The sequence below is a fragment of the Aequorivita flava genome (assembly GCF_038742595.1).
Lineage (GTDB): Bacteria > Bacteroidota > Bacteroidia > Flavobacteriales > Flavobacteriaceae > Aequorivita > Aequorivita marisscotiae.
In genome coordinates, this window is record NZ_JBANCF010000005.1 from 1 (window position 1) to 25,882 (window position 25,882).

Genomic DNA, 25,882 nt, shown 5'->3' on the forward strand with positions numbered 1-25,882 from the left:
AAAATAACCAAAATCTAAATAAAAAAACAGCTTATAGATCCATCTTTCAATCTGTAAGCCTAGAATAATAATGTCAAAAATTAATGAAGAAATATGTTGTTTTTTACCTCAGTTCTTTGTTGGCGTTTCGTTTTTTATTTTCCGCTTCTGTGGTCAATCCGTTTATTTTGTTAAATTAGTCAAAAATAATTTTATGGCGTTCTCTGAAGATATAAAATCAGACTTCCAATTTTTAGACGACATTATTTTAGAAATAGGCTCTACTAAAGGTAAAGGTTTGACTATTAATAATATCTTTGAAAGATTCTATGGTCATTCTCCTGTCACCCATCCTGATACAATTCTTAATTTCGGCAGACAATATCCTAGTTTAGCTAACACAACTCTTTCAATAGACGAGTTTTTTGATAAAGGGGAAGCTTTGGATTATGAATTTTCAAAATTAGAACAAGCTTTACTTTATTTAGAGTCCGAAAAAATTTTATATAAAATCACAGGCAATACTTATGAGCTTACTTATTTTGGAATCACAAGACTTTCAAAAACTTTTGTCGATGATTATATAGAATCCGAGAATCTAAAAACTTTAGAGAAAAGAAAAACTTACATAACATTGACTATTTCTATAATTACTTTTTTACTAGGTTTGGGTTTGAAATCTTTTATAATGTTTTGTATCAGTACGTTTCAATCTCTCTTTTTCATACTCTTCCATTAATGGATTTTTATATCGGTTTATTTTAGGTTTTATCCAAGGATAAACAAACCATTGTAAAATCGGTGGTAACTTGTTCCCATTGAAGTCCATATCGTAGAATATATACCATCGTCTATACTCTGAACCTTTCCAAAATCCTACAATCAATATGAGTAGGCAAATTAGTATTAATGTAAATATTGGATGTATTGAAATTTCCATTATGTTTATTCAAATGAACGCCAACGTGTTATATCCGAACATTTATCATGGTTATACAGGATCTGTGCTAGTCTAAACCAAGTTTTTTGTTACGGTTATCCGGTAAATATAATTCATTTAATGCAGAATCTAAAGGACTTTTTATTTGCTGCAACTCCTTCCTGGTTACCTTGGTGTAGATCATAGTTGTTTCGGGTTTGCTATGCCCCAATAACTCTTGTATATGCCTTATATCTGTTCCTTGTTCCAGTAAGTGTGTAGCGTACGAATGTCTTAAACTGTGTGGCGTAATGGGCTTTTTAATGCGTGCCAACTTGCAGCTGCGCCGTAAAAAGGAACGTACGCTGGCAGCACTGTACTTGCCGCCGTTTGGGTTTTCTATAAAATAAACTTTAGGGTTATATGTTCTGTAGTAGTTCTTTAACATGGGGTGCAGGGTCTGCGCAATAGTAGTGTAACGATCTTTCCTGCCCTTGCCGCCCCGTACGTGAAGCTGATTTCGTGAAAAATCAAAATCTTTTATTTCTAAATTTAGCATTTCGCCAATGCGTAAACCAGAAGCATAAAGCATCGCTATTATAACCCTGTGCTTAAGATTCTTGGTTACTTGAATTAATTGTACAACCTCTTTAAAACTTAAAATTACAGGTAGTTTTTTGTCTTTTGATGGCATAAATATAGCTTCCGGGTCTATTGCGCACGTTGGGTACAAATAGGCAAAATGCCTAAGGGCACTAACCATTTGCCTGTGGGTGCTAACCGAGTAGTTTAGGGTGCCAATGGCCCACTCTAAATAAAGGCGTACATCTGTGGCGTCTATTAAATCGGCCGGCTTGTTTTCTGTATAGCGTAAAAATTGATGTACAAATGCACCGTAAGTTTTAATGGTGCTTTTACTCAAGCGTTTTCCGTTTAAAGATTGCTTAAAGTTTTCATAAATTGAATTTTTTGATGCGGTTATGGGTCCTAAATTTTTTCTTGCGCCCTTTTTGTTTTCGTCTTGGGCGGTTTGGGTAGCGTCTGCAACATCAAAACCTTTGGCTGCTAAGGCTTGCTTAAACGCAGTAAAGGTGTTTTGATCGTAAACAATATAAAAGCAACCATGTGTTTTGGTCCAACGTACACCTTCCATTCGTTTAATAATTTCTTTGCTTTCAAAGTGATACTTAAATTTTAACCCGATGCAATTTTCTGAATTGTGCTTAAATGGCTGTAATGTTATTGTAATCATAACTTTCAATTTAAATTAACGAAATAAAAAAACGCCTTCTCCTAATTTTAAGGGGAGAAAGCGTTTTTAAACTATTTTAAGAAATTGAGTACTAGTCTCTCTTTCTGTCTCTATCGCGATTATCTCGACCACGATTGTCGCGTCCGCGATTGTCACGGCCGCCACTACGGTTGTCGCTACGTGGTGGACGTTCTTTATAACCTTCCGGTTTTGGCAATAATGCCTTTCTAGAAACCTTTTCCTTTTTGGTTCTTGGATCAAAACCTAGGAATTTTACATCAAAAACATCACCCATGTTTACAACATCGGTTACATTTTCTGTGCGTTCCCAAGCTAATTCACTTACGTGAAGCAGCGTTTCATTACCGGGAGCTTCTACATATTCTACCACAGCGCCAAAATCTAGCATCTTAATAACTTTAACTTCGTAAGCGCTGCCAACCTCGGGCTTAAAAGTAAGCGAGTCTATACGAGCCAAAACAGCGTCTATACCTTCTTGGTCTGTTCCTAGAATTTCCACAATTCCTTCTTCGGTAACAGGGTCTTCATTTATAACAATAGTGGTTTTTGTTGCTTTTTGAAGCTCCTGAATAACTTTTCCGCCTGGTCCAATTAATGCACCAATATATTCATTCGGGATAGTAACGGTAACCATTTTTGGAGCGTGCGGTTTAACGTCTGCATTGGGTGCTTCAATAGTCTCAACCAATTTATCGAGAATGTGAAGTCTTCCGGCAGCGGCTTGTTTTAGTGCATTCACCAAAATTTCGTACGATAGGCCTTTTACCTTAATATCCATCTGGCAAGCGGTAATTCCGTCGGCCGTTCCGGTTACTTTAAAGTCCATGTCGCCCAAGTGGTCTTCATCGCCTAAAATATCTGAAAGAACTGCGTATTTTCCAGTTTCACCATCAGAAATTAATCCCATAGCAATTCCGGAAACTGGCTTTTTTAATTGTACCCCAGCATCCATAAGTGCCATTGTACCGGCACAAACGGTAGCCATAGATGATGACCCGTTAGATTCTAACACTTCTGAAACTACACGCACAGTGTAAGGACAATCGGTAGGGATCATACCCTTTAATGCTCTTTGCGCTAAGTTACCGTGACCCACTTCCCTGCGCGATGTGCCGCGAATTGGACGTGCTTCACCTGTTGAAAAAGGAGGGAAGTTGTAGTGAAGGTAAAATGTTTCTTCGCCTTCATAAGATGGCATATCTATTTGGTTTGCTTCGCGCGATGTTCCTAAAGTTACGGTTGCCAAGGCTTGCGTTTCGCCACGTGTAAATAGGGCAGAACCGTGTACCGAAGGCAAATAATCTACCTCGCACCATATGGGGCGAATCTGGTCTGTTTTTCTTCCGTCTAAACGCAATCCTTCGTTTAAGGTTAAATCGCGAACGGCTTCTTTTTCTGCCTTGTAGTAATATTTTGAAATTAATGCTCCAAAATCTTCTAATTCTTCCTCAGAAAATGTAGCTTTTATTTCTTCTTTAATTGCTGAAAAAGCATCTGTTCGCTCGTGTTTTGCTGAAGCGGAATGCGCTACGGCATATACTTTATCGTATGCCATATCGTGAATTTTCTTCTTCAATTCTTCATCTTCGCGTTCCGGTTCGTATGTGCGAACTTCTTTTCTGCCAACAGCATCGGCCAATCGCAATTGTGCCTCGCACTGTTTTTTAATGTGTTCGTGTGCAAATTTAATGGCCTCAACCATTTCTTCTTCGCTAATTTCCTTCATTTCCCCTTCAACCATCATTACAGAATCCATAGAGGCTCCAATAACCATGTCAATGTCAGATTGCTCTAATTGCGATCGGGAAGGGTTAATGATAAATTCGCCGTTAATTCGTCCTACACGTGCTTCTGAAATTGCACATTCAAAGGGAAAATCTGAAAGCTGAATAGCCGCAGATGCCGCCAATCCTGCCATTGCATCTGGCATAACTTCCTCGTCATGACTCATTAACTGAATCATTACTTGGGTTTCAGAATGATAATCTTTTGGGAAAAGTGGGCGCAGTACCCGATCTACCAAACGCATGGTAAGTACTTCGCCGTCGCTAGGTCTTGCTTCTCTTTTAAAGAAACCGCCCGGATAACGCCCCGAAGCTGCAAATTTTTCGCGGTAATCTACTGTTAATGGTAAAAAATCTAAGTCTTTTTGCTCGTAATTAGAAACTACGGTACAAAGCAACATACATTTTCCGGATTGTACTACTACAGAACCATGGGCCTGTTTTGCCAGTTTACCGGTTTCGAGGGTAATTTGTCTACCATCGCCAAGGTCTATAACCTCCTTAAATACTTTAGGTATCATATGTTTTTCATTTTATGCGCCAAAGCGCACGGTTAATAATGGTCAACAGCTGTACGTCAGCCGTAGTGTTGTTGTGTTGTTGTGGTTGACCAATGAAAAACTTAAAAGGTAGCTTTTCTATGTGTCCTGAAATAAAATTGTATTCAGGATAAAAAATTTTTATAATTTTCCGCGTTCGCAGAAAATAAAAAGGGCTCGTAATGAGCCCTTTAAAATATTACTTACGTAATCCTAATTCTTTAACGATAGCTCGGTAACGAAGAATGTCTTTCTTAATTAAATAATCTAAAAGCGCTCTTCTTTTACCAACTAACATTACCAAAGAACGTTCAGTATTGTAATCCTTGTGGTTTGTTTTTAGGTGTTTTGTTAAATGCTCGATGCGGTACGTGAATAACGCAATCTGTCCTTCTGCCGAACCAGTGTCGGTTTTAGACTTTCCGTGTTTAGCGAAAATTTTTTCTTTTTCTTCTGTAGATAAATACATGCCAATATTGTTAAAATGATTTTTATGTATTGAATACCTCCCGACAACTTCGGGATTGATAATCAAGGCTGCAAAAGTAATAAATCGAATTTTAATTTAGGTCGTTTCTTGTAAATATTAATGAAAAATGTATCAATTTTAGAATTCGAAGCGTTATATACGTCTAAACCTAAACTTAAAAGTTATGAAAACCGGCATCTTTAAACCAATCTGCGTATTTTTTACAGTGAGCATCCTATTTTTTACAGCTTGCAGTAAAGATCAAGAAACACCTGCTGAAGAAGTTAACTTTACTTCGGAGAATTCTGTAAGAGCTGCAAAAACAGATCAGATTGCCGAAGGTACTTTTACCATAATTGAACAGGCTTTTGTTGAAAATGAAACGGAAAGTGGTGGTAAAACGCAACTTTCGCTTTTCCCGAACTGTACCGAAATTACAGTTGGCCAGCAGGGAAATGTATTTACTATTTTATTGAATTTTGGTTCTTCCTGTACCTTAAACAATGGCAATATAGTTTCGGGAAGTATTTTGCTGGAATACGGGCCGCTTACCTCGGGAACTTATACCGTAAACTATACGTTCCAAAATTTTGTTTTTAACGGAAATGGCGTAAGTGGCGGTGGAAGTGTTTTATACGAAATTGCAAACCAGAATGATAATCCACAATCTACCCTTACCGAAAGTATAACGGTAAGCTTTCCAAATACTACGGTAACAGCTACTCGAAATGGCACACGTATTTCAGAATGGGTGGAAGGTGTTGGTTCTGGAACCTGGGTTGATAATGTTTATAATATTACGGGAAATTGGCAAACGCAATTTACAAACGGTTTTGAACGAAGCGGCGAAGTAACACAACAGCTTGTTTATAAATTGGCTTGCCCATTTATTGTTGAAGGGAAACTCCAAATAACGCAAGATGGATTATCTGCAATAATAGATTTTGGCGATGGCGCCTGCGATAATCAGGCAGTATTTATTTTTAACGGTCAGGAATATCCGTTTACTATGAATTAATAATATTAAAAATAGGGCTGTTTAAAAAGTAGTTGCTGGCTTAGTATAAAGCACAGTAAATAATAGCTTACTTCTAACTAAAAAAGTTGTTATAGTTAAGCACCCCATAAAAGTTGGTAAATACTCCTTTTTAAACGGCCTATTAACTATGCAGACTTTTCACGAAGCGGTCTGTTTAAAACCAAATCCAGATACAGGTTTATATTGCGCTTTAAATCGCGGCGGTGGGTTATAAAATCTAAAAACCCGTGTTCCAACAAAAATTCTGCTGTTTGAAAACCTTCGGGTAGTTCTTTTCCCGTGGTGTCTCGCACTACGCGCGGTCCTGCAAAACCAATTAATGCGCCTGGTTCGCCAATATTTATATCGCCTAGCATTGCAAACGAAGCCGTGGTACCACCCGTAGTAGGATCTGTGCATAACGAAATGTACGGTATGCCAGCATCGCTTAATTGGGCCAATTTTACACTGGTTTTTGCAAGTTGCATTAGCGATAGTGCAGCCTCCATCATACGAGCACCGCCACTCTTAGAAATTATTAGCAACGGAATTTTCTTTTTAAGCGAATACTCTGCCGCACGAACAATTTTTTCGCCTACAACACTTCCCATAGAGCCGCCGATAAAACTAAAATCCATACAGGCCACAACCAAATCTGCACCCATAGACTTGCCAACAGCACAGCGAATGGCATCTTTAAGGCCGGTTTTGTCTTGCGCTTCTTTTAAGCGGTCTGGATATTTCTTTTTATCTTCAAATTTTAGAGTGTCTTGAGATGTAAGTCCTTTGTCTAGCTCCTTAAATTTATTGTCGTCAAATAGTATTTCAAAATATTCTTTACTGCCAATACGCACGTGGTAGCCGTCTTCGGGGCTTACGTAAAAGTTTTTTTCCAGTTCCTCGCTGTCCACAACCTTTCCGGTGGGCGATTTATACCACAACCCTTTTGGGACGTCCTTTTTCTCTTCAGTTGGGGTTTGAATTCCTTTTTTTGTTCTTTTAAACCAAGGCATATTTTAAATTATGAGTTATGAATTCAAAACTATGAATTCCAGTTATTTAAAGAAAATTTTAGAATCTAAAATTTCGAATGCTAAATCTTTATTATAGCGTATTTACGTTATTTAAATCTTTAAAAGCTTGTTCCAGTCTTTTCTTAAAAGTTATTTCGCCTTCGCGAAGCCATTTCCGTGGGTCGTAATATTTTTTGTTTGGCAAATCTTCGCCGTCGGGATTGCCAATTTGCGTTTTTAAATACGCTAAGTTCTTTATCATATAATCGCGTACGCCTTCAGTAAAGGCAAATTGCATGTCGGTGTCTATATTCATTTTTATAACGCCGTAACTTATTGCCTCGCGAATTTCTTCAAGTGAAGAACCACTTCCACCGTGAAATACAAAATCTATTGGATTGTAGCCGGTATTAAATTTTTTCTGAACGTATTCCTGCGAATTCTTTAGAATAATTGGGGTTAATTTTACATTTCCAGGTTTGTAAACGCCGTGAACATTTCCAAAAGCTGCAGCAATGGTAAACTGATCGCTAATTTTTGAAAGCTCCTCATACGCGTACGCAACCTCGTCTGGCTGGGTGTATAATTTAGACGAATCTACATCGGTATTATCTACGCCGTCTTCTTCGCCACCGGTAATTCCCAATTCAATTTCTAAGGTCATGCCAATTTTGCTCATTCGCTCTAAATAGCGTTTGCAAATTTCAATGTTTTCTTCAATGGGCTCTTCAGATAAATCTATCATATGCGAGCTGTAAAGGGGTACGCCGTTTTCTTCGTAAAACTTTTCGCCTGCGTCTAACAAACCATCAATCCACGGAAGTAATTTTTTGGCGCAATGATCTGTATGAAGTATAACCGTTGCTCCGTAAACCTTTGCCAGTTCGTGAATGTGTTTTGCACCGGCAACACCACCCGCTATGGCCGCTCTCTCGTTTTCGTTAGAGAGTCCTTTGCCTGCATTAAATTGGGCACCCCCATTAGAAAACTGAATAATTACAGGAGCATTTAATGCCGCAGCAGTTTCCATAACCGCGTTTACACTGTCTGATCCTACCACGTTAACGGCAGGCATTGCGAAACCTTTTTCTTTCGCGTATTTATGTATTCGCTGTACTTCCTTTCCAGTTGCTACACCGGGCTTAATTCCGTGGCTCATAATATTGTTGAAGTGTTAAAAGTTTAAAAATTACGGGACTTATTATTTGCCAAAAGCAAACGAAAGCCCTTTAGCAAAAGTAACAAATTTATATGGTTTAGAATGGATAGTTAATACCGATATTGTAAACAGCCTTGGTAAAATTATAATCTGTAAACCAACGCCCGCCCACAGGTTTTGCAGGGTTATGGGTTTTAAAGCCTACATCAAATCGAAACACAAAAAAACCAAAATCATAACGTAGCCCAATGCCTGTGGCAACTGCAAGTTCTTTAATGTCTTCAATACCATTAAATACAGAAGCTTCATCTTGAATGTTGTCTAAAACATTCCAAATATTCCCGGTATCTACAAATAACGCTCCTTTAAAAGCGCCCAAAATAGTAAATCGGTACTCGGCATTTAGGGCAATTTTAAAATTTGCCTCATTAAACTCATCGGTACTTCCGCTACTTCCAGGGCCCAGATCGTAGGCGCGCCACCCACGGTTATCGTTGGCACCACCGGCAAAATAACTTCGGGTAAAGGGAATGTTGTTGCTGTTGCCATACGGAATGGCAATGCCGCCAAAAACGCGAAACGCCAATACATTGTTGCCGTTAAGTTCCCAGTGCTTAATGTATTCTCCTTCGCCTTTTACATATTGCGAAAATACAACGCCTAAAGCGGTGTAATTGCCATCGTTGTTTTTAGTGGCTCCCGTAAGACTAGATATACCGGAGAGTAAATTGCCAGCTACTTCTAACTTATAGCGCGTTCTCGAAAAGTTGTTATCCTGTATATTTTCACGCGTGTCGCGTGTACGGGTAATGTTGGTCGCAAAAATTAAATTGTCTTCGGTAAGCCGTTTTTTGCGTTCGTCAATATTGTTTACAATTGTTGTACCATCGCCGTCAATATAAACCGGGTTTATAACCCCGTTTTTTACATCTTCAATAAATCCATTGGCGCCCTCGGGTACTATTAGAAACAGGTTGTTGTTATCGTCATAATTATAAAAAGCCGGATTTATTGTTCCAGGGTTGTCGCTTTCCGTTTCCTGTGCTATAGTGTTTAGTTGGTCGAATGAGTTTTTATACACATTAAAATAATTGCCCGTATTGAGGTTTTTTACATATTGTAGGTTTAATAAATCTAATTGGTAATTTAAAATTTTTGAAGGTTTCCACCGGTAATTAAATACTCCGTTCACCGTTTGCCGGTCTAGACCAATGTTGTTTTGCACACTTGCACCAAGGCTTATTCCCGTGGAAGGCGACATATATTTCGGGATTAATTTTTCAGTATTTATAGGAAATATAATACTTGGAAAAGTGAGTTTTACATCGCCTCCAAATTCCGAAATATTAAAAAACTTACTTTCGCTGTCTGCAGCATCTTTGGAAGAACCCAAACTACCGCGACCCGAAATTTCAAGTATTTCGGCCCCGCGGAAAATATTTCGGAAAATAATGTTGCCGCTAAAACTTATTCCAAATTGTTGAATGGTAGAAGTGTAAGCGTCAAAATCTACTCCCAAGGTAAACCGGTCTCGCGGACTCAGCATAATAGTTGCGTTTAAAAGGCTTGCCGTGCTATCTGTAGCTACTTCGGAATAATGTATGTTAGGATATTTAAAAATACGCAAATCGCTAATTTGGTTGTACGTTAGGGTACGGTCAATGTCTTTATAAATTTTTCCGGGGGTAATTGAAATTGCATCGGCAATAGCCTTTGGCCGAAAACGCATTTTGCCGTAACTAAACAATTTATAGCCCTTATAACTTGTACTATCTTGCAGGGTTTTGTTTCTGTTGTCGTACGAATAGTCGGTTATTATTCTTACTTCATTTATGCTGTGCACCTTAAAGGGTTCGGTATAGGTGCTGTCGCCCTGTGTAACTTTTCGGTCGGGAATTATGTAGGTAATATTTGCCTTATGGTCTGTTTTTACGGTATCTGCCTCAAAACCCACATATTCTTGGTCAAAATGATAAAGCCCCGAATTTCTAAGTTGAATGGTAAGTCTATCGCGTTCGTTTACAAAATCATTGGCGGCATACTGCTTACCGGGCACAATAAACGATCTGCTTTTGGTAGCTTGAAAAAGCGAATCTACTACCGGCGAGCTTATTTTCTCAATAATGGAATCGCCCACAAAATAAGGTTTGTGCCTTTTTACCGAATAGGTAACTTTTGCGCGCTTCTTTTTCTTTTCATTGGGTTCAATAGTATAGGTTACTTCATCGTTAAAATAGCCATAGCTGGCGTACCAGCGTTTTAGTCGCACAAGGGATTTTTCAATTTTTTTCTCGTCGATTATGGCGGGCGCTTCTCCAGATTTTTGAAGCCATTGATTAAAGTTTACATAGCTGCTGTCAATTTTATCTACCTGTTTTTTTGAAAGTAAACGTATTAAACGTTCTTCTCGTTTTGGATATTTGTGAAGCCATTTATTATAAGTTTCCTGTGGTTGCTGATCTGCCAGATTGTAAATGTGCAATTCAAACGGAATGCCCACCAACGGAATGGTAGTGTTTGGCTTTTGGGCCAACTGGCTGTAAACCCCCGCGTCGTTAATTTTTACACTATCTACAACAATGGTGTTCTCGGTGAGTAAATATTTTCCGTCGGGCACCCTTTTTACAGCATTGCACGAAAAAAATAGACCGATAAATACTATAAATAGTGATATTTTTGTGAGGTGGCGCTTCAAGTGTACATGTTTAATCAAATTCAAAAATACTATATTTTGGTCAGCAAAAGTCAAACAAAATTAATAACGAGCCTACAACAAAAAAAGTACCGTGCCCAAAATGGATTATTTGTTGCAGAAGGTCCAAAAGTAATTGCCGAGTTTTTAAATGAAGGATTAAAATTACAGGCACTTTTTTCTACCAATACAACCGAGATTACTGCCGAAAACCACTTTCTGGTTACCGAGGCAGAACTTAAAAAAATAAGCTTTTTAAAATCTGCCAATACGGCTTTGGCGGTATTTAATATTCCAAAAATACAACCTGTAAAGGATACCGGTTTAATCTTAGCGCTCGATGCTGTGCGCGATCCGGGAAATCTGGGAACAATAATCAGGCTGTGCGATTGGTTTGGCATACAACAAATACTGTGTTCTGAAGATACGGTAGATTGCTACAATCCAAAAGTGGTGCAGGCAACCATGGGTTCCTTAGCGCGCGTGGCAATACATTATGTGTCGCTTTCAGAATATTTTGCAGAAACTACCCTGCCTATTTATGGCGGCTTTATGGAAGGAAAAAATATTTATTCTGAAAAACTTCCGCAAAGTGCTATCATTGTTATGGGTAATGAAGCCAATGGAATTTCGGACCAAATACTTCAAAAAATTACACATAAGGTAAATATTCCGCGTTTTGGAAAAATTCAAAAAACCGAAAGTTTAAACGTAGCTACGGCAACCGCAATTTTCTTAAGCGAGTTTAGAAGATCTATTGAAATGTGAAGTTTACGAATATTCCGCGCGTAGCCAGTTTATCAATATTTCCGGTCCACGGACTGTTGGGGTCATCGTCGGGAATTAATTCGTTATTCAATGCAAAAACTCCACGGATAGACGGGGTAAACTTAAAGTAGTACAAATAAAAATCGATACCAAACCCAATCTCGTAATAATTAGTACTATTGGTCATTCGGAATCTACCTTGTTCGTTATCTTCTGGATTTTTTTGGTTGCTGGAAAGGTTTAGCGAGGTTGAAACTCCCCCAACAATAAACGGTTTAATGTTGTTTAATCGCTTGGTAGATACCTTTAGCAGTAAAGGCACGTGAATGTACGTAGATTTAACTTCGCGCAGATAGTCAGACTCCGACGAAAATCCCGGAAATGTTAAATCGCGCTGTGTAAAATACAGTCCGGGTTCCAATCGTAGGTTGAGGTATTGATTTATGCGCATATCGCCAATTAAGCCTACATTAAAACCGGCCGAACGCTCCACGAGAATCTCTGTGTTGTCATCAGCGTATTGATCTCTGTAATCAAATTTAAAATCGTAGCTATTAAAACCTAAAAAGTACCCCCAGGAAAACTTCTTTTTATCGAAATTTTCGAGATTGGCAATGCGTTCTTTATTAAAAAACCATTGTGCATTCACGCTGTTTGCAATACATAAAAAGGAAAGTACAATAAAGAGCTTCTTCATAAATTATTTAGTAGCTTTATAGATAGTTGCCACACCAAAAGTCTGTGGTTTATTTTTCACTTCATTAAACCCGATTTTGCGCAAAATATTGTTGAGGTTTTCACCGTGAGGAAATACAGAGGCGCTTTCACTTAAATATTTGTACGCCACTTTATCTTTTGAAAAAATCTTTCCCACCAACGGCAAGATGTTTTTTGAATAAAAATAATACCCTTGTTTAAACGGAAATTTTGAAGGAACCGAAGTTTCCAAAATAACAAAGATGCCTCCTTTTTTAAGTACGCGAAGAATTTCAGAAAGTCCCTTTTCTAAATTTTCGAAATTTCTGATGCCAAAGGAAACGGTAATGGCGTCAAACGAATTATCTGCAAATGGAAGCGCTTCGGAGTCTGCCTGTACAAATTCAATTTTGGTTGAAATTTCCTTATTCAAAACCTTTTTACGGGCCACGGACAGCATGCCTTCAGATATATCGAGCCCAATAATTTTTTCGGCATTGGTTTTTTCGGCAAACTGGATGGCCAAATCGCCTGTACCCGTTGCGATATCTAAAATAGTTTTTGGTTGGGTTTTGGCTACCATGGCAATTACTTTTTTTCGCCAAGTAATATCAGAACCTAATGAAATTACACGGTTTAAACCGTCGTAATTTTCCGAAATAGTATCGAACATTTGCTCAACCTGTTTCTTTTTTCCTTCCGAAGAATCTTTATAAGGTGTTATTTTCTTTTCCATAAAATTGCGCTTGCAAAACTACATATTTTTTAAGAGCCTTCGCTTATTTTATTTTGAAGTTTCAAAACTAAGTGCCGGTCTTATTCTATAAACACTAATTGTTTATAGCGGCTTATTATTCCATATCTTTGCCAACGTAATTTGTGGTAATAGTTTTATTCGGAGCATATTCCAAGTTAAGTTATTCCTAAAAAGTAAATTAATTCTCAATGAAGATTATCATTGCCGGAGCTGGCGAAGTTGGCTTTCACCTTGCAAAATTGCTTTCTTTTGAATCGCAAAACATTACGCTTATTGATCCCAGCCGCGAGGCTTTGGCCCATGCAGATGCCAATTTAGATATACGTGTGGTACGCGGCGATGCTACCTCTATTTCGGTACTAGAAGATTCCCTTGTGGGCGAGAACGATTTATTAATCGCGGTAACCTCCAGCGAAACTACAAATATTACGGTTTGCGTGTTGGCAAAGCAACTGGGTGTTAAACGCACCATTGCGCGAATTTCCAACACCGAATTTATAGAAAGAAAGGAAGAAGTGGGCTTTGCCAAATTTGGAATAGACGAACTTATATCGCCAGAAGCGTTGGCCACCGAAGAAATTGTATTGCTGCTAAACCAAAGTGCCTTTAACGAAAGTTACGAATTTGAAGATGGCGCATTAACGATGATTGGTTTAAACCTTTCGGGTACTTCGGCTTTTGTGGGAAAATCGGTAAAGGAGGTTGCAAGAATGTACCCAGATTTAAAATTTGTTCCCATTGCCATTCAGCGTTATGGCACACAATATACAATGATTCCGCGGGGCGATACGCAATTTAAAAAAGGCGATCAGCTGTATTTCACCACGGTTAAAAAAGGCGATGAACAAATAATTAAGCTATCGGGAAAAAGCAAACAGGAAATAAAAAATGTAATGATTCTCGGCGGAAGTAAGATTGGTTATAAAACAGCCAAAGTACTGTGCAAAAACCGCTTTAATGTAAAGCTAATTGAGAGTAGTAAAGATAAAGCTTTTGAAATAGCCGACGATATTCCAAGTTGCTTGGTAATTAATGGCGATGGCCGAAATGTAGAATTGCTATTGGAAGAATCGTTAGAAGAAATGGATGCGTTTATAGCCGTTACGGGGAACAGCGAAACCAATATCATGGCCTGTTTGGTTGCAAAATCTAAAGGTGTGAAAAAAACCATTGCTATGGTAGAAAATATGGATTATTTTCAACTGTCGCACTCTATTGGGATTGACACATTGATTAATAAGAAATTATTGGCTGCCAACAATATCTTTAGATATGTGCGAAAAGGAGAAGTGGTAGCAATGACCAAGCTTAACAATATGAACGCCGAACTTTTGGAATTTAGGGTTTCTGGAAATTCCAAGGTGAGCAACAAAAAAATAAAAGACTTAAATTTTCCTGTTTCAGCGATAATTGGTGGTGTAATTAGAAATGGAGAGGGCATTATAGCCTTAGGCGATTTTGAAATTAGAAACGGCGATAGAGTAGTAGTCTGTTGTCTGCCGCAGGCTATTGGGAAAGTGGAAAAACTTTTTATCTAATGAATTCAATCTCCAAACTGAATTTTAGAATAATTTCGCACTTAATGGGCCTTTTGCTCATGGTGAACGGTGGCTTTATGCTGTTGTCATCAATAGTAAGCTGGTATTATAAAGACGGCGTATTTACAGAAATGCTTTTGGCGGGAACGGTTGCCCTGGGAATAGGCGGAACAATAATGCTGCTAACCCGAAACCATCGTAAGGAAGTTCAAAAACGCGAAGGGTACATAATTGTATCTTTCGGGTGGATTTTTATGGCGCTTATAGGAACGCTACCCTATATTTTTACGGGTGTCATACCCAGTTTCACCAATGCCTTTTTTGAAACCATGAGTGGCTATACCACAACGGGTGCCTCTATTTTAACCGATATTGAAATTATTCCTAAAGGTGTTCTATTCTGGCGTAGTATTACCCATTGGATTGGTGGAATGGGTATTATTGTGCTTGCCATTGCTATTTTACCATTGTTAGGTATTGGTGGAATGCAGCTTTTCGCAGCGGAAGCGCCAGGACCCGCTGGAGATAAACTACATCCTCGAATTACAGATACGGCAAAAAGATTATGGCTTATTTATGTGGGCTACACCTTAGCCGAAACAATTTTGTTAAAGCTTGCCGGAATGAGCTTCTTTGATGCAATAAATCACTCGTTGGCAACTTTGAGTACCGGAGGATTTTCAACTAAAAATGCAAGCGTTGCTTACTGGAATGGTAATCCCATGGTGCAGTATATTATCATTGTATTTATGTTTTTGGCGGGGAGTAATTTTGTTTTAAGCTACTTCGCCTTTAAAAGAAAATTTCAAAAAATATTTCACGATGAGGAGTTTAAAACATATTCTGCCTTAATTGTAGGATTAACGGTAATTGCAGCTTTATTGATTTATTTTGAAGCCGATATTTCGATTTCTACCATCGCTCACCCAATGGTTTGGGGACCTTTTGAAAGTGCTTTTCGGCACGGTTTATTTCAAGTGCTAACTGTAATTACCACCACAGGGTTTGTGAGTGCGGATTATACCCTGTGGACACCGTTTTTAACTATCTTCTTTTTTGGAATGATGTTTTTAGGAGGTTGTGCGGGCTCTACGGCAGGAGGAATTAAAATTATGCGTCATCTTATTATGATAAAAAATGGCGTGCTTGAATTTAAACGAACCCTTCACCCGCACGCTATATTGCCGGTACGTTATAATAGCAAAGCAGTGCCACAGCCAATTGTTTTTAATATTCTGGGCTTTTTTATTCTATATATGCTTTCGTTTATAATGGGAACTTTGGTTTTTTCATGGATGGGATTAGATTTTAAAACTGCACTTGGCGGTGCCGCATCTACGCTTGGAAACGTTGGTCCAGCACTCGGCGATCTTGGCCCAGTAAATAACTATGCCAGCCTGCCAGACGTTGCAAAATGGTGGTCCAGCTTTTTAATGCTTATTGGTAGGTTAGAATTGTTTACCTTCTTAATCTTGCTTACCCCATTTTTCTGGAGAAATAGATAATTTATTGCACTCAAATAGGTTATTGAAGAAACAAAAACTGCATAAGTGCAAAATTAATAGCCTTAATAATTTTCAGTAACTCTTACATTTGAAGTTGATAGCATTAACGAAAAAACCCAAAGTACAACGGTACTTTGGGTTTTATCAATATGCAGAATTTGGAAATTATTTAACGATAATTCGTTTTACTCTTCCGTTGTCTTTATTGCCAATGCGAACTAAATAAACGCCTGCAGCAACGTAGCTCATGTCTAATTTGTAGCTGTATCCGTTGCCGTTGTTTTCAAGTTTTCTAAATAGCAAACGCTGCCCGAGAGTATTAAAAACCGACAGGTTCATGGCTTCAGCGTAATTCACTGTTTTTAAAGAAACATCAAATTTATTGTTATCCAACGATATGATGGTTAACCCATTTTCGTCAAAAATAGCATCTGAAACTCCTGCAGTACCAATTTGGGCAGAATAGTCTTCGGTTTCTCCAAAGTTTGTTTCTTCACAAGCATCATCGGGTACAGGGCTATTCCAATTGGTTTTGGCACGCATAATATGTTGGCCAAAAGCAGCTCCGGCCGGAACTACTAAATCTGTAGTGAGGGTAAAAGTTCCACCGCTTTGTCCTGGCGCAATTATTACATTATCTACTACAATTTCGTCGTTACTAAAAACAAAATCGTCATTAAAATCAATCCAAACACGAACATATTGACTTCCATAACCAGTTGTAACGGTTAAGTCGTATGTAGTGTCTGCTTCCATTCCTGCTACAAGATTTGTAAAATCTGCATAGCCTTCGCAATCTGACGGATTGTTAATATCTGTAACGCTAAAAAGTCGCAAGCCATCACCGAATGAACAGTCGCCTACTGGTTGGCAATTTTGTTTTACAATTACTACCGAAGTTTCATCGTTAGAGGCGTCGCTATCAGTTGGTAGCGATGTGGTAGCACTCAGGTTATAACTTCCAATTGCAGAAAAATCTCCCGTCTGTGCAAACGTATAGGAAGCTGAGGTGTTTCCTGCCAAGGTTCCCGGGTAAACTTCGGTTACTACGGCTCCGTCCAGATCGTACGACACGTTGAAGTTAGATTGTGGCTCTCCACCAAAATTGGTAACGGTAACAACAATGTTTTCTGAAGCTGTTAAATCGGTGCCCGATACCGGTGAAGTGATAGCGCTGATTCCTATATCATTTGGTTCTAAATACGTAACAGTTTTAGTGCGGCCGTCGTTGCTGGTGTCTTCATCGCCAGCAAGATTGGTTTCGGCAGTAATAGTGTAAGTTTGGCCTACAGTGCCTAAATTTGCCGTTGCCGTAAAAGTGTACTGCGCAGTTTCTGCAGAGGCAATTGTGCCCGGAAATACTTCTGAAACAACCGCGCCACCATCTACTTGAAAGGTTACGGGAATATTAGAAGCACTGTTTTGTCCATAATTAAAAATGGTAATTGTTACAGCTTCACTATTTGATAATGTTCCGGTTTCGGGGGCATCAATATTAACTACGCCCACATCATTGTTAAAGTTAGGAGCAATTTGAAAAACACCAACCACATCCTTTCTTCCAGAATTCATATACTCGTTTATAAACCAAAATTGCTTATCGTTAGAAGGATCAATATCAATTTTACTGTAATCGCCGTATCGCAGTCCAGGAATGTTTTGATTTCCGGCAGCAATTAATTCTTCACCAATCGTCATAGTATTTATAGGGTCGTTTGCATAGCGACCGGTATAATACGAGCTAACTCTTTTGGTAGTTGGGTCTGGTGTAGTAGGTCCTGCCATTGCTGTATAACCCATTCCGATATTACCTTGAATATCCATCATCATACTCGCATGCCACGCGTGTTTTCCATCGGGCGCGGTATATGTACCTTCTTGGTGAATAGTCCATGGTTGCCCATCGCCAGGTTGACGAAGCTCGAACCAACGAATTCCCGCAAGTTCGCCGCCAGAAGCATCAGTATCTACCACAAAGTTAAATACAGCCGAATTATGACTCGCAAATTTCCGGAATTGTGCTTGGTTCATTATCGTTGCTTGAAGCGCATCAATATCTGCCCCACCGCCGGGTTGTGATAAGTTTGAAAAACTTCCTCCGTCAAATACTGAAATAAAGGGAGTAGTGGTTAATTCAACCGGGGCCGAGATGGTACTACTACCTGGACTAGTCCAGTTTACATCTACGGTCCAAAGTTTTAGGTGGTCTTGTGCAACGCCCGACCATGCATCATCTTGAAGATACACAATTGGCAATCCTCCTGGAGCGGGTAAGTTGTTATTGGTTACGTTTAATGCCTGTGGGCTGTAAAAACCGCTGGTTACTATATCGGGCAACGGAAAACCAATTATTTGTGCCGTTGGATCGCCAACTAGCATTTTGGTTCTTTCCATAGCGTAAATTCTGTTCGAGGCACTGGTGTTGTCCGTCATATAATAACCATCGCTCCAAACTGAAAGTTTTTGATAATCGTTAATTTGAGGTATCGTATATACGTACCAGCCATCATTTACAGGGTCTGGCCCATCAGAAACAGCAATTTGCGCTCCGTTACCTAGAAATGTCATAACAAAACGATCTGCTGCATTGTCGTATGAAATTGTAAGATCGCAACATCCGCCATTGGGAAAAATAGTTGGGTTTGGCGAAATTTGCCCAGTAAGTGGATTTCCACTTTTGTCAAAAATTCTAAATCCCGTATTAAATACTACTACCGCATGATTTGGCCCAACTCCAATGGCCGGATCGGTGGGTTGTGAGCTTGATTGCGCAGCATCAAAAACTAAGGTAGGGGCTCTTCCGCTAAGAAGTTGCTCCATTTTATTTGGATTTCTTTTGAAGTAATCGTCTTCAATTTGAGGGTCTTTTCCGGGAACAATCAAGTTTTTTGAAGCTCTTCCGTCTTGCATGATTTGTTTTTTAACTCGTGCTGGAGCCAGATTTGTTTGTGAGGCTATAGAAGGTACATGAACTACCGAGCCCACTGTTCCTACATATGTAGCATGTGTTTTTTCCTGTGCTTGAATTCCGAAGAACAACAAGGAGAAAACCGTGAATAGTGTAATTTTAATTCTCATTTAATTGTGAAGTTTTATTGCGTTAAAAAATAGAAGCGTCTAAATTACTTATTATTTATAAATTAAAAACGGGATTGATTTAAAATAATCAACCCCGTTTTTACTGAAATGTATATTTTTTATTCCAATGATTCTTTTATGCGGCGCATCGCTTCTTTAATTTCAGATTCTGAAGCTGCGTACGAAAGACGAATGCAGTTTGGATCGCCAAATGCTTCGCCAGTAACGGTTGCAACTTTAGCTTCTTCTAACAGATATAACGAAAAATCTGAAGCCGTATTAATATTTTTTCCACGGAGGGTTTTTCCAAAGAAATATGAAATATCTGGAAATACGTAGAATGCGCCTTCTGGTTGGTTGGTTTTAAAACCTTCAATTTCAGAAAGTAAGCCAAGAATTAATTTTCTTCTTTCCTTAAAGGCATCTACCATAAATTTAATCTTGCTCGGTGGATTTTCTAAAGCAGTAATTGTGGCTCGTTGTGCAATGGCGTTCGCGCCACTGGTAACCTGCCCTTGCATTTTGTTGCAGGCCCTGGCTATCCATTCGGGACCGCCAATATAACCTATGCGCCAACCGGTCATAGAGAAGGCTTTTGAAACACCATTTACTACCACGGTACGATCGTACATATCGTCAAATTCGGCCATAGAAGCGTGCCCGCCACTAAAGTTTATGTGTTCATAAATTTCGTCGCTGATAACAATTACGTCTGGATATTTCACTAAAACGTTGGCCAAATTACGAAGCTCTTTCTTGCTGTAAACAGAACCACTGGGGTTGCAAGGAGAGCTGTAAATAATCATTTTGGTTTTTGGAGTAATAGCTGCTTCCAAAGCTTCGGCGGTTACTTTAAAATCATTTTCAATTGAAGTTGGAATTTCTTTTGGAACCCCACCCGCAACTTTGCACTGGTCTGCATAACTTACCCAGTAGGGAGCGGGAAGCAAAACTTCATCGCCTTCATCTAATAAAACCATGGTTAAGTTTGCCAAAGACTGCTTAGCCCCAGTAGAAACCACGATTTGTGAGGGTTTATACGTTAAATTGTTGTCTCTTTTAAATTTAGTGATAATAGCATTTTTAAGGTCGCCATAACCATCAACGGGTGTATATGAATGATAGTCATCTTCAATAGCTTGGATTGCCGCCTGTTTTATATATTCCGGAACCGCAAAATCGGGTTCGCCAAGGCTCAAGCCAATAATATCTATGCCTTGTTCTTTTAATTCTCTAGTTTTTGCGGCCATGGCCAGCGTGGCCGATGTGGCCATATCGTTTACACGTTTTGAAAGTCTGTTGTCCATAGTATTAAGCAGATACGGAAGGCTTAAGTCCCATTTCTTTTAAATGGCGGAAATGTGCAATAATAGCCTTGCGGGTAGTTTTATATTCTTTGTAGGGTAGGTTAAATTCTTTGGAAGTACGTTTTACTATTTTTGAAATATTCTTATAGTGAATATGGCTAATATTTGGAAAAATATGATGCTCTACTTGGTGGTTTAGCCCTCCAGTGTACCAGTTTACCAACTTGTTTTTAGTACCGAAATTTGTGGTAGTAAACAACTGGTGAATTGCCCAGGTATTTTTCATCGTACCACTTTCATCTGGCAATAAAATTTCGGTATCTTCCACCACATGGGCAAGTTGAAAAACTACGCTCAGAATCAATCCGGCCACATAGTGCATAATAAAGAAACCGAGTAGGATTTTCCACCATACAATATTGAAAAACAAAATTGGAATAACAATCCAAAGCGAAATATAAATTAACTTGGTAATTACCAAAATGCTCCATTGTGTTGCGGGTTTTGGCAGTTTTCCATAAGCTAACTTGCGCGCCAAATATCTTTTGGTCTGAAAGAAATCTGTAGTAAGCACCCAGTTAAAAGTTAACAAGCCGTAAAAAAACAGACTGTACCAATGCTGAAATTTGTGCATCCTGTGCCATTTAGAATGCTTTGAAAACCGTAGAATTCTTCCCGCTTCCAAATCTTCGTCGTGTCCATGGATATTCGTATAGGTGTGGTGTAATACGTTGTGTTGTACTTGCCAATTATAAACATTTCCGGCCAGTATATACATACTGCTGCCCATTACTTTATTTATCCACTTTTTAGAAGAATACGATCCGTGATTTGCATCGTGCATAACGTTCATGCCCACGCCAGCCATGCCAATACCCATAACCACCGTAAACAGCAGCTGAACCCATCCGGGCAAATCTAGGGTTAAAAGCAAAAAGTAGGGGGTAAGGTATATTGAAAACATTATAATTGTTTTCAAGTGCAACTTCCAATTGCCGGTTCGGGCAATATTGTTTTCTTTGAAATAATCGTTAACGCGCCTATTTAGGGTTCTGAAAAATTTAGCGCTGTCAACTCTGGAGAAATTTAAATTTGTAGCTGTCAAAATGTATTATTTAACTGAAATTTGTTACTGACAAAAGCACAAAAATAAATATCTTTTGTGGAAATCGGGAAGTACAAAATCATAATTTTACCAAAGATAACATACTTTTGCCTCTTAATTATACTTATGGAACTTATATTGAAATATTTCCCCCAATTAACAGATCTTCAATTAAAGCAGTTTGAAGAACTGCAAGCGCTTTATAAAGATTGGAATTTGAAAATAAATGTTGTTTCTAGAAAAGATATAGATGAACTTTACCTTCGCCATGTGTTGCATTCACTCGGAATTGCAAAGATTCAGCCTTTTCTTCCGGGTTCGAAAATTTTAGATGTGGGTACCGGTGGTGGTTTTCCGGGTATTCCGCTTGCTATTTTGTATCCCGAAGTACAATTTCACCTTGTGGATAGCATCGGAAAAAAAATAAAAGTTGTTGAAGAAGTGGTTTCGGGCCTTCAATTAAACAATGTAAAAGCTACCAATGCTCGCGTAGAAACGGTTTCAGATAAATACGATTTTATAGTGAGTCGCGCTGTGGCCCAAATGGAAACTTTTGTTCATTGGGTAAATGGTAAAATTGCAAAGAAAAGCTTGCACGACCGCAAAAACGGTATTTTATATTTAAAAGGTGGCGACCTTACTGACGAATTAAAAATTTATAAAAACGCGATGGTTTATCCGTTGCAGGATTATTTTGAAGAAGATTTTTACGAAACCAAAAGTGTGGTGTATTTACCATTAAAATATAAAGGTTAATTTGCTTTTTTTGGGCAATGCACTTATGGGGGATTACAGCTTTTTAAAATGCAAAAGATACCATTGAAGGGCTAGAATTGTTTTGGCGTCCTTTATTTTTGGAATAGCTGAAACTATTTCGGAGATAGGAATTTTCACCAATTCAATATCTTCGTTTTCCTCGCTATTTCCGCCTCCTTTTTCAGTTTTGTTTTCTTTAGATATTTCGGCATAAAATAAATAGATGCGTTCTGTAGATCCGCCCGGCGAGGTGTAAAATGTGTGTATTAATTTTGAGGTTGGTAGTTGGTACCCCAACTCTTCCATAACTTCGCGTTTTATGCAATCTTCGGGATTTTCATTTTCTTCTAAAGAACCCGCTGGAATCTCCAACAACCAGCCGTCGTTATTTTTACAGCTTGGATAGCGAAATTGATTGGTTAATAATACACTTTGTGTTTCCTTTTCAATAAGCAGAATGGCTACAGAATTCCCACGTTCAAATGCTAATCTTTTGGTGTTTATTTGTGCTCCATTAAAAGTGTCGTAGCTCACGGTGGCTTTTACCATTTTATAATGGTCGTTAAAAACTATTTTCTCATCTTTTATATTATATTTCATTTGGTGCTATTTTCGGTTTAAAATAATAAAAAACCCCGAATGAATCGGGGTTTTAAATTGTTTTAAAAGAATAATGATTTATTTAGAAATCAAAAATCTTTTTGTTGCAACAGCATTGTCTTTTGAAATTTTCATAAAGTAGGTGCCATTGGCGAGATTAGCAACATTTATTTGTGCGTCTATCGCAATGTTGTCCTGTGAAAGAATCAATTTTCCGAGTACGTCGAACACTTGAATGTTTGCATTTTCAGCATTTTTAAGGTTTAGAACAGTACTCGCTGGGTTTGGATACAAGCTCAGGTTGTCTAATTGATTTTGATTTACATTTAATACACCATTACTTGTAAACTGACCTGCTTTTTCGGCACCCCAGTTTCCTACCGCATTGTATAAAATGGTTCCTTCATGGTCTTTTAAGGTAGCTCTCGTACCGCCATCTCCGGCAGTGTCTATAAGTGTAAATGTATAGCAATCTGCTGGAATATTTACACGTATCTCTGTAGTTGTATTATTTGAGTATGGTCCGCCACTTTCAATGATGTCTCCATTAGAATTTTTCAAATTCCATCTGCACTCATAACCATACGCGTCTGTAATAATTCTAATATCTATAGTACCGGTACCTGCTGGTGCTTCATCAAAAGATGTTGACAATGTATTATTTGAGTTGTCATCATCACTTGGAATTGTTACTTCTACAGTATTTGTAGCCTGTAGGGTGAAAGGTACTTCTGGTAATAAAATAGTTTCATCCCATAGTGCAGGTAAATTACCACTCCAGTTATAAGTGTGGGAGTCGCCATTAACTTCATAGGTAATAGCTAACGACGTTACCGTATTTTGTCCTTGGTTTTTGATGGTAACCTTTGGAGCTACATTGCTTTCGCAAGTTGCATCTATTTCTTCAATTGAAACAATACCTACATCATTGGCAGTTGTAATACCCGTAAAAGTTGCGCGAGCCCCGTGGCCGCTGATAATTTCACTTTGGGTTTCAGAAATAAAAGCAGCAACTTCCATATCATCTACCACTGCCGGTACGTTGTTGTACATAGCAGGAATGGTATAAGTAAATGTTTTGTCTATAAATGTGCTCGCAGTTGTAGTGTTTATAGGATCTCCCCAAGTTGGAGTAATAATATCTACCAAACGGTGCATATGATTATAATTATTTCCTTGACCACCTCCAGTTTGTGGGCCCTTGGTGTTATTTTGAAGTAAGGCAACTGTTAGAAAGTTAGTACTTTCTGGGCTGTTGCCAGTATAGTAGCCTTCTACGTGAACAGTAAGTTCTCTTGTTTGAACATCAATGGTAGCTTCAACACCTACATTTACATAAGAGTTTTCGCCCATAATGATATTTGCACGACTTGGCCAAGCACTTCTGCCTAAAACAGGACTGTTACCGCTAAAGATGTGTCTGTTAATCATTCCTGAAGGATAGCTATTAACTCCAAAATGAGCTCTTATAGCCTCTCCGTCTGGGGTGCGAAAATCTGGTTGACCGCTACTGGGAACTGCAAAACCGCCTGCGTGTATATTAATTAGGAAAACATCGTCTGGATGATCTGCTTTTAATCCTTGCGCAATTCGGTGACCGTCAGGACAGAAAACACATTTTATACCTGTAAATTCTTCAAGAATTACATTTTTGTTTTCTGGGGATGTAGATACAATAGTTTGCCCGTAAGTAACAAATGCAAACATTGTAAAAACTAGAAAAAGTAGTAATTTTTTAAACATAGTCTTTAATTTTAAATAGTTGTTAAAGTTTATCGATGCGACAAATGTACTTTTTTATAATTTAATACAAGAGTGTAGTAAATCAAATATTTGTGCATATTATGTTAAAATATTATAATTGACATTTTATTATTTAAGAAAATATAGCAATGGCAATTAAATTGTTATTCATTGTAAGTAAATTCCGCTAAACTGATAATTTTTTTATTGAATATAAGAGTATCGATTGGATAACGCCATTTATTTACACTGTAAAATGTTCAATATGTTAAATGTCTGAAATAGAAACAGTAAAGAGTTGATGATTTTTAATAATTATAATTACTTTTGCGGTACTTAGTAAATATACTTCACAATTAAACCTAAAACTAAAACAATGAAATTTAAATTACTACTTTTAAGTGTTCTTGGTTCCGTAACAATGGCCAGCGCTCAATTTACAGTTAAAGACAGATCAGGGAATGTGTTAAATGATGGCGATGTAATTCAGTTTGGGGTTTTGGATTATCCAGATGCCTCTTATGAATTTTTTGTAACCAATGACAATCCTTCGGACGAAATTTATACGCGTATTGAATATGTGTCTGAAACCAACTCAACAAATGGAGAGTTTGAACAATTATGCTATGGCTTGTGTTATAACAATATAGTACAAGGCGGTACAGTGCCTCCAGCAGGTGAAGACGGTCTAGCTATAGCTGTGGGTGAAACCACACCAATGGGAAACCATTTTTGGAACGACGATCCAGGAAACGGTACAGATAATGTAGATTTTGTATTTGCTTTCCGTCAATATTCCGATCAAGCTGGAACTATTGAAACTGGTACGCCTTTGTTATTCACGTATCGCTATAATCCATCAATGGGTGTAGCAGACAATAATAAGGTAAACTTGACAATTCAATCTACATTAGTTTCAAACGAGCTAGTGTTAAATGTAAACGAACCAGTTACTATGGTGGTTTATAACATTCAAGGTAAAATTGTAAAACAAGGCCAATTTGATGCTGGACGTCAAGTGGTAAATGTTTCTAATTTAAATCCACAAACCTATATTGTTCAATTTTCGAACCAAAAGGGAGGGGTGCAAACAAGCAAGATTTTAGTTCAATAAAACTATAAAACATCCCAATAAAAAAGGCCTCGAAACAAACTTCGAGGCCTTTTTTTGTAGTTGTGTTTTG

Annotated in this window: 20 protein-coding genes; 7 read left to right on the plus strand and 13 right to left on the minus strand. The window is 38.3% G+C overall.

Annotation, left to right across the window (positions count from 1 at the left end; genetic code table 11):
- Positions 1–70: 70 nt before the first annotated feature.
- Complete coding sequence (locus VZD24_RS07820; protein WP_342687335.1) at positions 71–718, plus strand: hypothetical protein; 648 nt, start codon at positions 71–73, stop codon at positions 716–718.
- A gap of 268 nt (positions 719–986) precedes the next feature.
- On the opposite strand, the gene VZD24_RS07825 is transcribed toward VZD24_RS07820, so the two are convergent.
- The 3 genes from VZD24_RS07825 to rpsO all read right to left on the minus strand — a co-directional run bounded on the left by VZD24_RS07825 (position 987) and on the right by rpsO (position 4,963).
- On the minus strand, positions 987–2,150 hold the full coding sequence (locus VZD24_RS07825) for a tyrosine-type recombinase/integrase (protein ID WP_342687336.1): 1,164 nt from the start codon (positions 2,148–2,150) through the stop codon (positions 987–989).
- 91 nt (positions 2,151–2,241) lie between these two features.
- Complete coding sequence (locus VZD24_RS07830; protein WP_342687337.1) at positions 2,242–4,476, minus strand: polyribonucleotide nucleotidyltransferase; 2,235 nt, start codon at positions 4,474–4,476, stop codon at positions 2,242–2,244.
- Between the two features lie 217 nt (positions 4,477–4,693).
- Positions 4,694–4,963, minus strand: coding sequence for a 30S ribosomal protein S15 (gene rpsO, locus VZD24_RS07835; RefSeq protein ID WP_279450153.1), 270 nt, complete (start codon positions 4,961–4,963; stop codon positions 4,694–4,696).
- Between the two features lie 184 nt (positions 4,964–5,147).
- On the opposite strand from rpsO, the gene VZD24_RS07840 reads away from it, so the two are divergent.
- Positions 5,148–5,981, plus strand: coding sequence for a hypothetical protein (locus tag VZD24_RS07840; protein WP_342687338.1), 834 nt, complete (start codon positions 5,148–5,150; stop codon positions 5,979–5,981).
- Between the two features lie 146 nt (positions 5,982–6,127).
- Here the strand turns inward: VZD24_RS07840 and accD are convergent, their stop codons facing one another.
- The 3 genes from accD to tamL all read right to left on the minus strand — a co-directional run bounded on the left by accD (position 6,128) and on the right by tamL (position 10,902).
- On the minus strand, positions 6,128–6,994 hold the full coding sequence (gene accD / locus VZD24_RS07845; protein WP_279450155.1) for an acetyl-CoA carboxylase, carboxyltransferase subunit beta: 867 nt from the start codon (positions 6,992–6,994) through the stop codon (positions 6,128–6,130).
- Positions 6,995–7,085: 91 nt separating this feature from the next.
- Positions 7,086–8,153 (minus strand): class II fructose-bisphosphate aldolase, encoded by a 1,068-nt coding sequence (fbaA, locus tag VZD24_RS07850; RefSeq protein WP_279450156.1) that lies wholly within the window; start codon positions 8,151–8,153, stop codon positions 7,086–7,088.
- Between the two features lie 97 nt (positions 8,154–8,250).
- Positions 8,251–10,902: a translocation and assembly module lipoprotein TamL gene (gene tamL / locus VZD24_RS07855; protein WP_444876290.1), complete on the minus strand. Its 2,652-nt coding sequence runs from the start codon at positions 10,900–10,902 to the stop codon at positions 8,251–8,253.
- Between tamL and VZD24_RS07860 the strand changes: the two genes are divergently transcribed.
- A complete protein-coding gene (locus VZD24_RS07860) occupies positions 10,885–11,613 on the plus strand; it encodes an RNA methyltransferase (RefSeq protein WP_342687340.1) in 729 nt (242 codons plus the stop codon). The genes tamL and VZD24_RS07860 overlap by 18 nt on opposite strands.
- Here the strand turns inward: VZD24_RS07860 and porT are convergent.
- Positions 11,600–12,310 (minus strand): type IX secretion/gliding motility protein PorT/SprT, encoded by a 711-nt coding sequence (porT, locus tag VZD24_RS07865; RefSeq protein WP_279450159.1) that lies wholly within the window; start codon positions 12,308–12,310, stop codon positions 11,600–11,602. The two genes, VZD24_RS07860 and porT, sit on opposite strands and share 14 nt — an antisense overlap.
- A 3-nt stretch (positions 12,311–12,313) precedes the next feature.
- On the minus strand, positions 12,314–13,045 hold the full coding sequence (ubiE, locus tag VZD24_RS07870) for a bifunctional demethylmenaquinone methyltransferase/2-methoxy-6-polyprenyl-1,4-benzoquinol methylase UbiE (RefSeq protein ID WP_279450160.1): 732 nt from the start codon (positions 13,043–13,045) through the stop codon (positions 12,314–12,316).
- A gap of 209 nt (positions 13,046–13,254) precedes the next feature.
- On the opposite strand from ubiE, the gene trkA reads away from it, so the two are divergent.
- Both trkA and VZD24_RS07880 read left to right on the plus strand, forming a co-directional pair.
- A complete protein-coding gene (trkA, locus tag VZD24_RS07875; protein ID WP_342687341.1) occupies positions 13,255–14,604 on the plus strand; it encodes a Trk system potassium transporter TrkA in 1,350 nt (449 codons plus the stop codon).
- Positions 14,604–16,109 carry a TrkH family potassium uptake protein gene (locus VZD24_RS07880; protein ID WP_342687342.1) on the plus strand — a complete coding sequence of 502 codons (1,506 nt, stop codon included), beginning with the start codon at positions 14,604–14,606 and terminating at the stop codon, positions 16,107–16,109. The genes trkA and VZD24_RS07880 overlap by 1 nt, the downstream gene beginning before the upstream one ends.
- Positions 16,110–16,274: 165 nt before the next feature.
- On the opposite strand, the gene VZD24_RS07885 is transcribed toward VZD24_RS07880, so the two are convergent.
- The 3 genes from VZD24_RS07885 to VZD24_RS07895 all read right to left on the minus strand — a co-directional run bounded on the left by VZD24_RS07885 (position 16,275) and on the right by VZD24_RS07895 (position 21,458).
- A complete protein-coding gene (locus VZD24_RS07885; protein ID WP_342687343.1) occupies positions 16,275–19,187 on the minus strand; it encodes a GEVED domain-containing protein in 2,913 nt (970 codons plus the stop codon).
- Positions 19,188–19,306: 119 nt separating this feature from the next.
- Complete coding sequence (locus tag VZD24_RS07890; protein ID WP_279450164.1) at positions 19,307–20,494, minus strand: pyridoxal phosphate-dependent aminotransferase; 1,188 nt, start codon at positions 20,492–20,494, stop codon at positions 19,307–19,309.
- A gap of 4 nt (positions 20,495–20,498) precedes the next feature.
- Complete coding sequence (locus VZD24_RS07895; RefSeq protein WP_373693821.1) at positions 20,499–21,458, minus strand: fatty acid desaturase family protein; 960 nt, start codon at positions 21,456–21,458, stop codon at positions 20,499–20,501.
- 267 nt (positions 21,459–21,725) lie between these two features.
- On the opposite strand from VZD24_RS07895, the gene rsmG reads away from it, so the two are divergent.
- Positions 21,726–22,355 carry a 16S rRNA (guanine(527)-N(7))-methyltransferase RsmG gene (rsmG, locus tag VZD24_RS07900; RefSeq protein WP_279450166.1) on the plus strand — a complete coding sequence of 210 codons (630 nt, stop codon included), beginning with the start codon at positions 21,726–21,728 and terminating at the stop codon, positions 22,353–22,355.
- Between the two features lie 33 nt (positions 22,356–22,388).
- Here the strand turns inward: rsmG and VZD24_RS07905 are convergent, their stop codons facing one another.
- Complete coding sequence (locus VZD24_RS07905; RefSeq protein ID WP_279450167.1) at positions 22,389–22,955, minus strand: NUDIX domain-containing protein; 567 nt, start codon at positions 22,953–22,955, stop codon at positions 22,389–22,391.
- 78 nt (positions 22,956–23,033) lie between these two features.
- Positions 23,034–24,698, minus strand: coding sequence for a T9SS type A sorting domain-containing protein (locus tag VZD24_RS07910; RefSeq protein WP_279450168.1), 1,665 nt, complete (start codon positions 24,696–24,698; stop codon positions 23,034–23,036).
- Positions 24,699–25,074: 376 nt separating this feature from the next.
- On the opposite strand from VZD24_RS07910, the gene VZD24_RS07915 reads away from it, so the two are divergent.
- On the plus strand, positions 25,075–25,812 hold the full coding sequence (locus VZD24_RS07915; RefSeq protein WP_279450169.1) for a T9SS type A sorting domain-containing protein: 738 nt from the start codon (positions 25,075–25,077) through the stop codon (positions 25,810–25,812).
- The last annotated feature ends 70 nt before the right edge of the window (positions 25,813–25,882 follow it).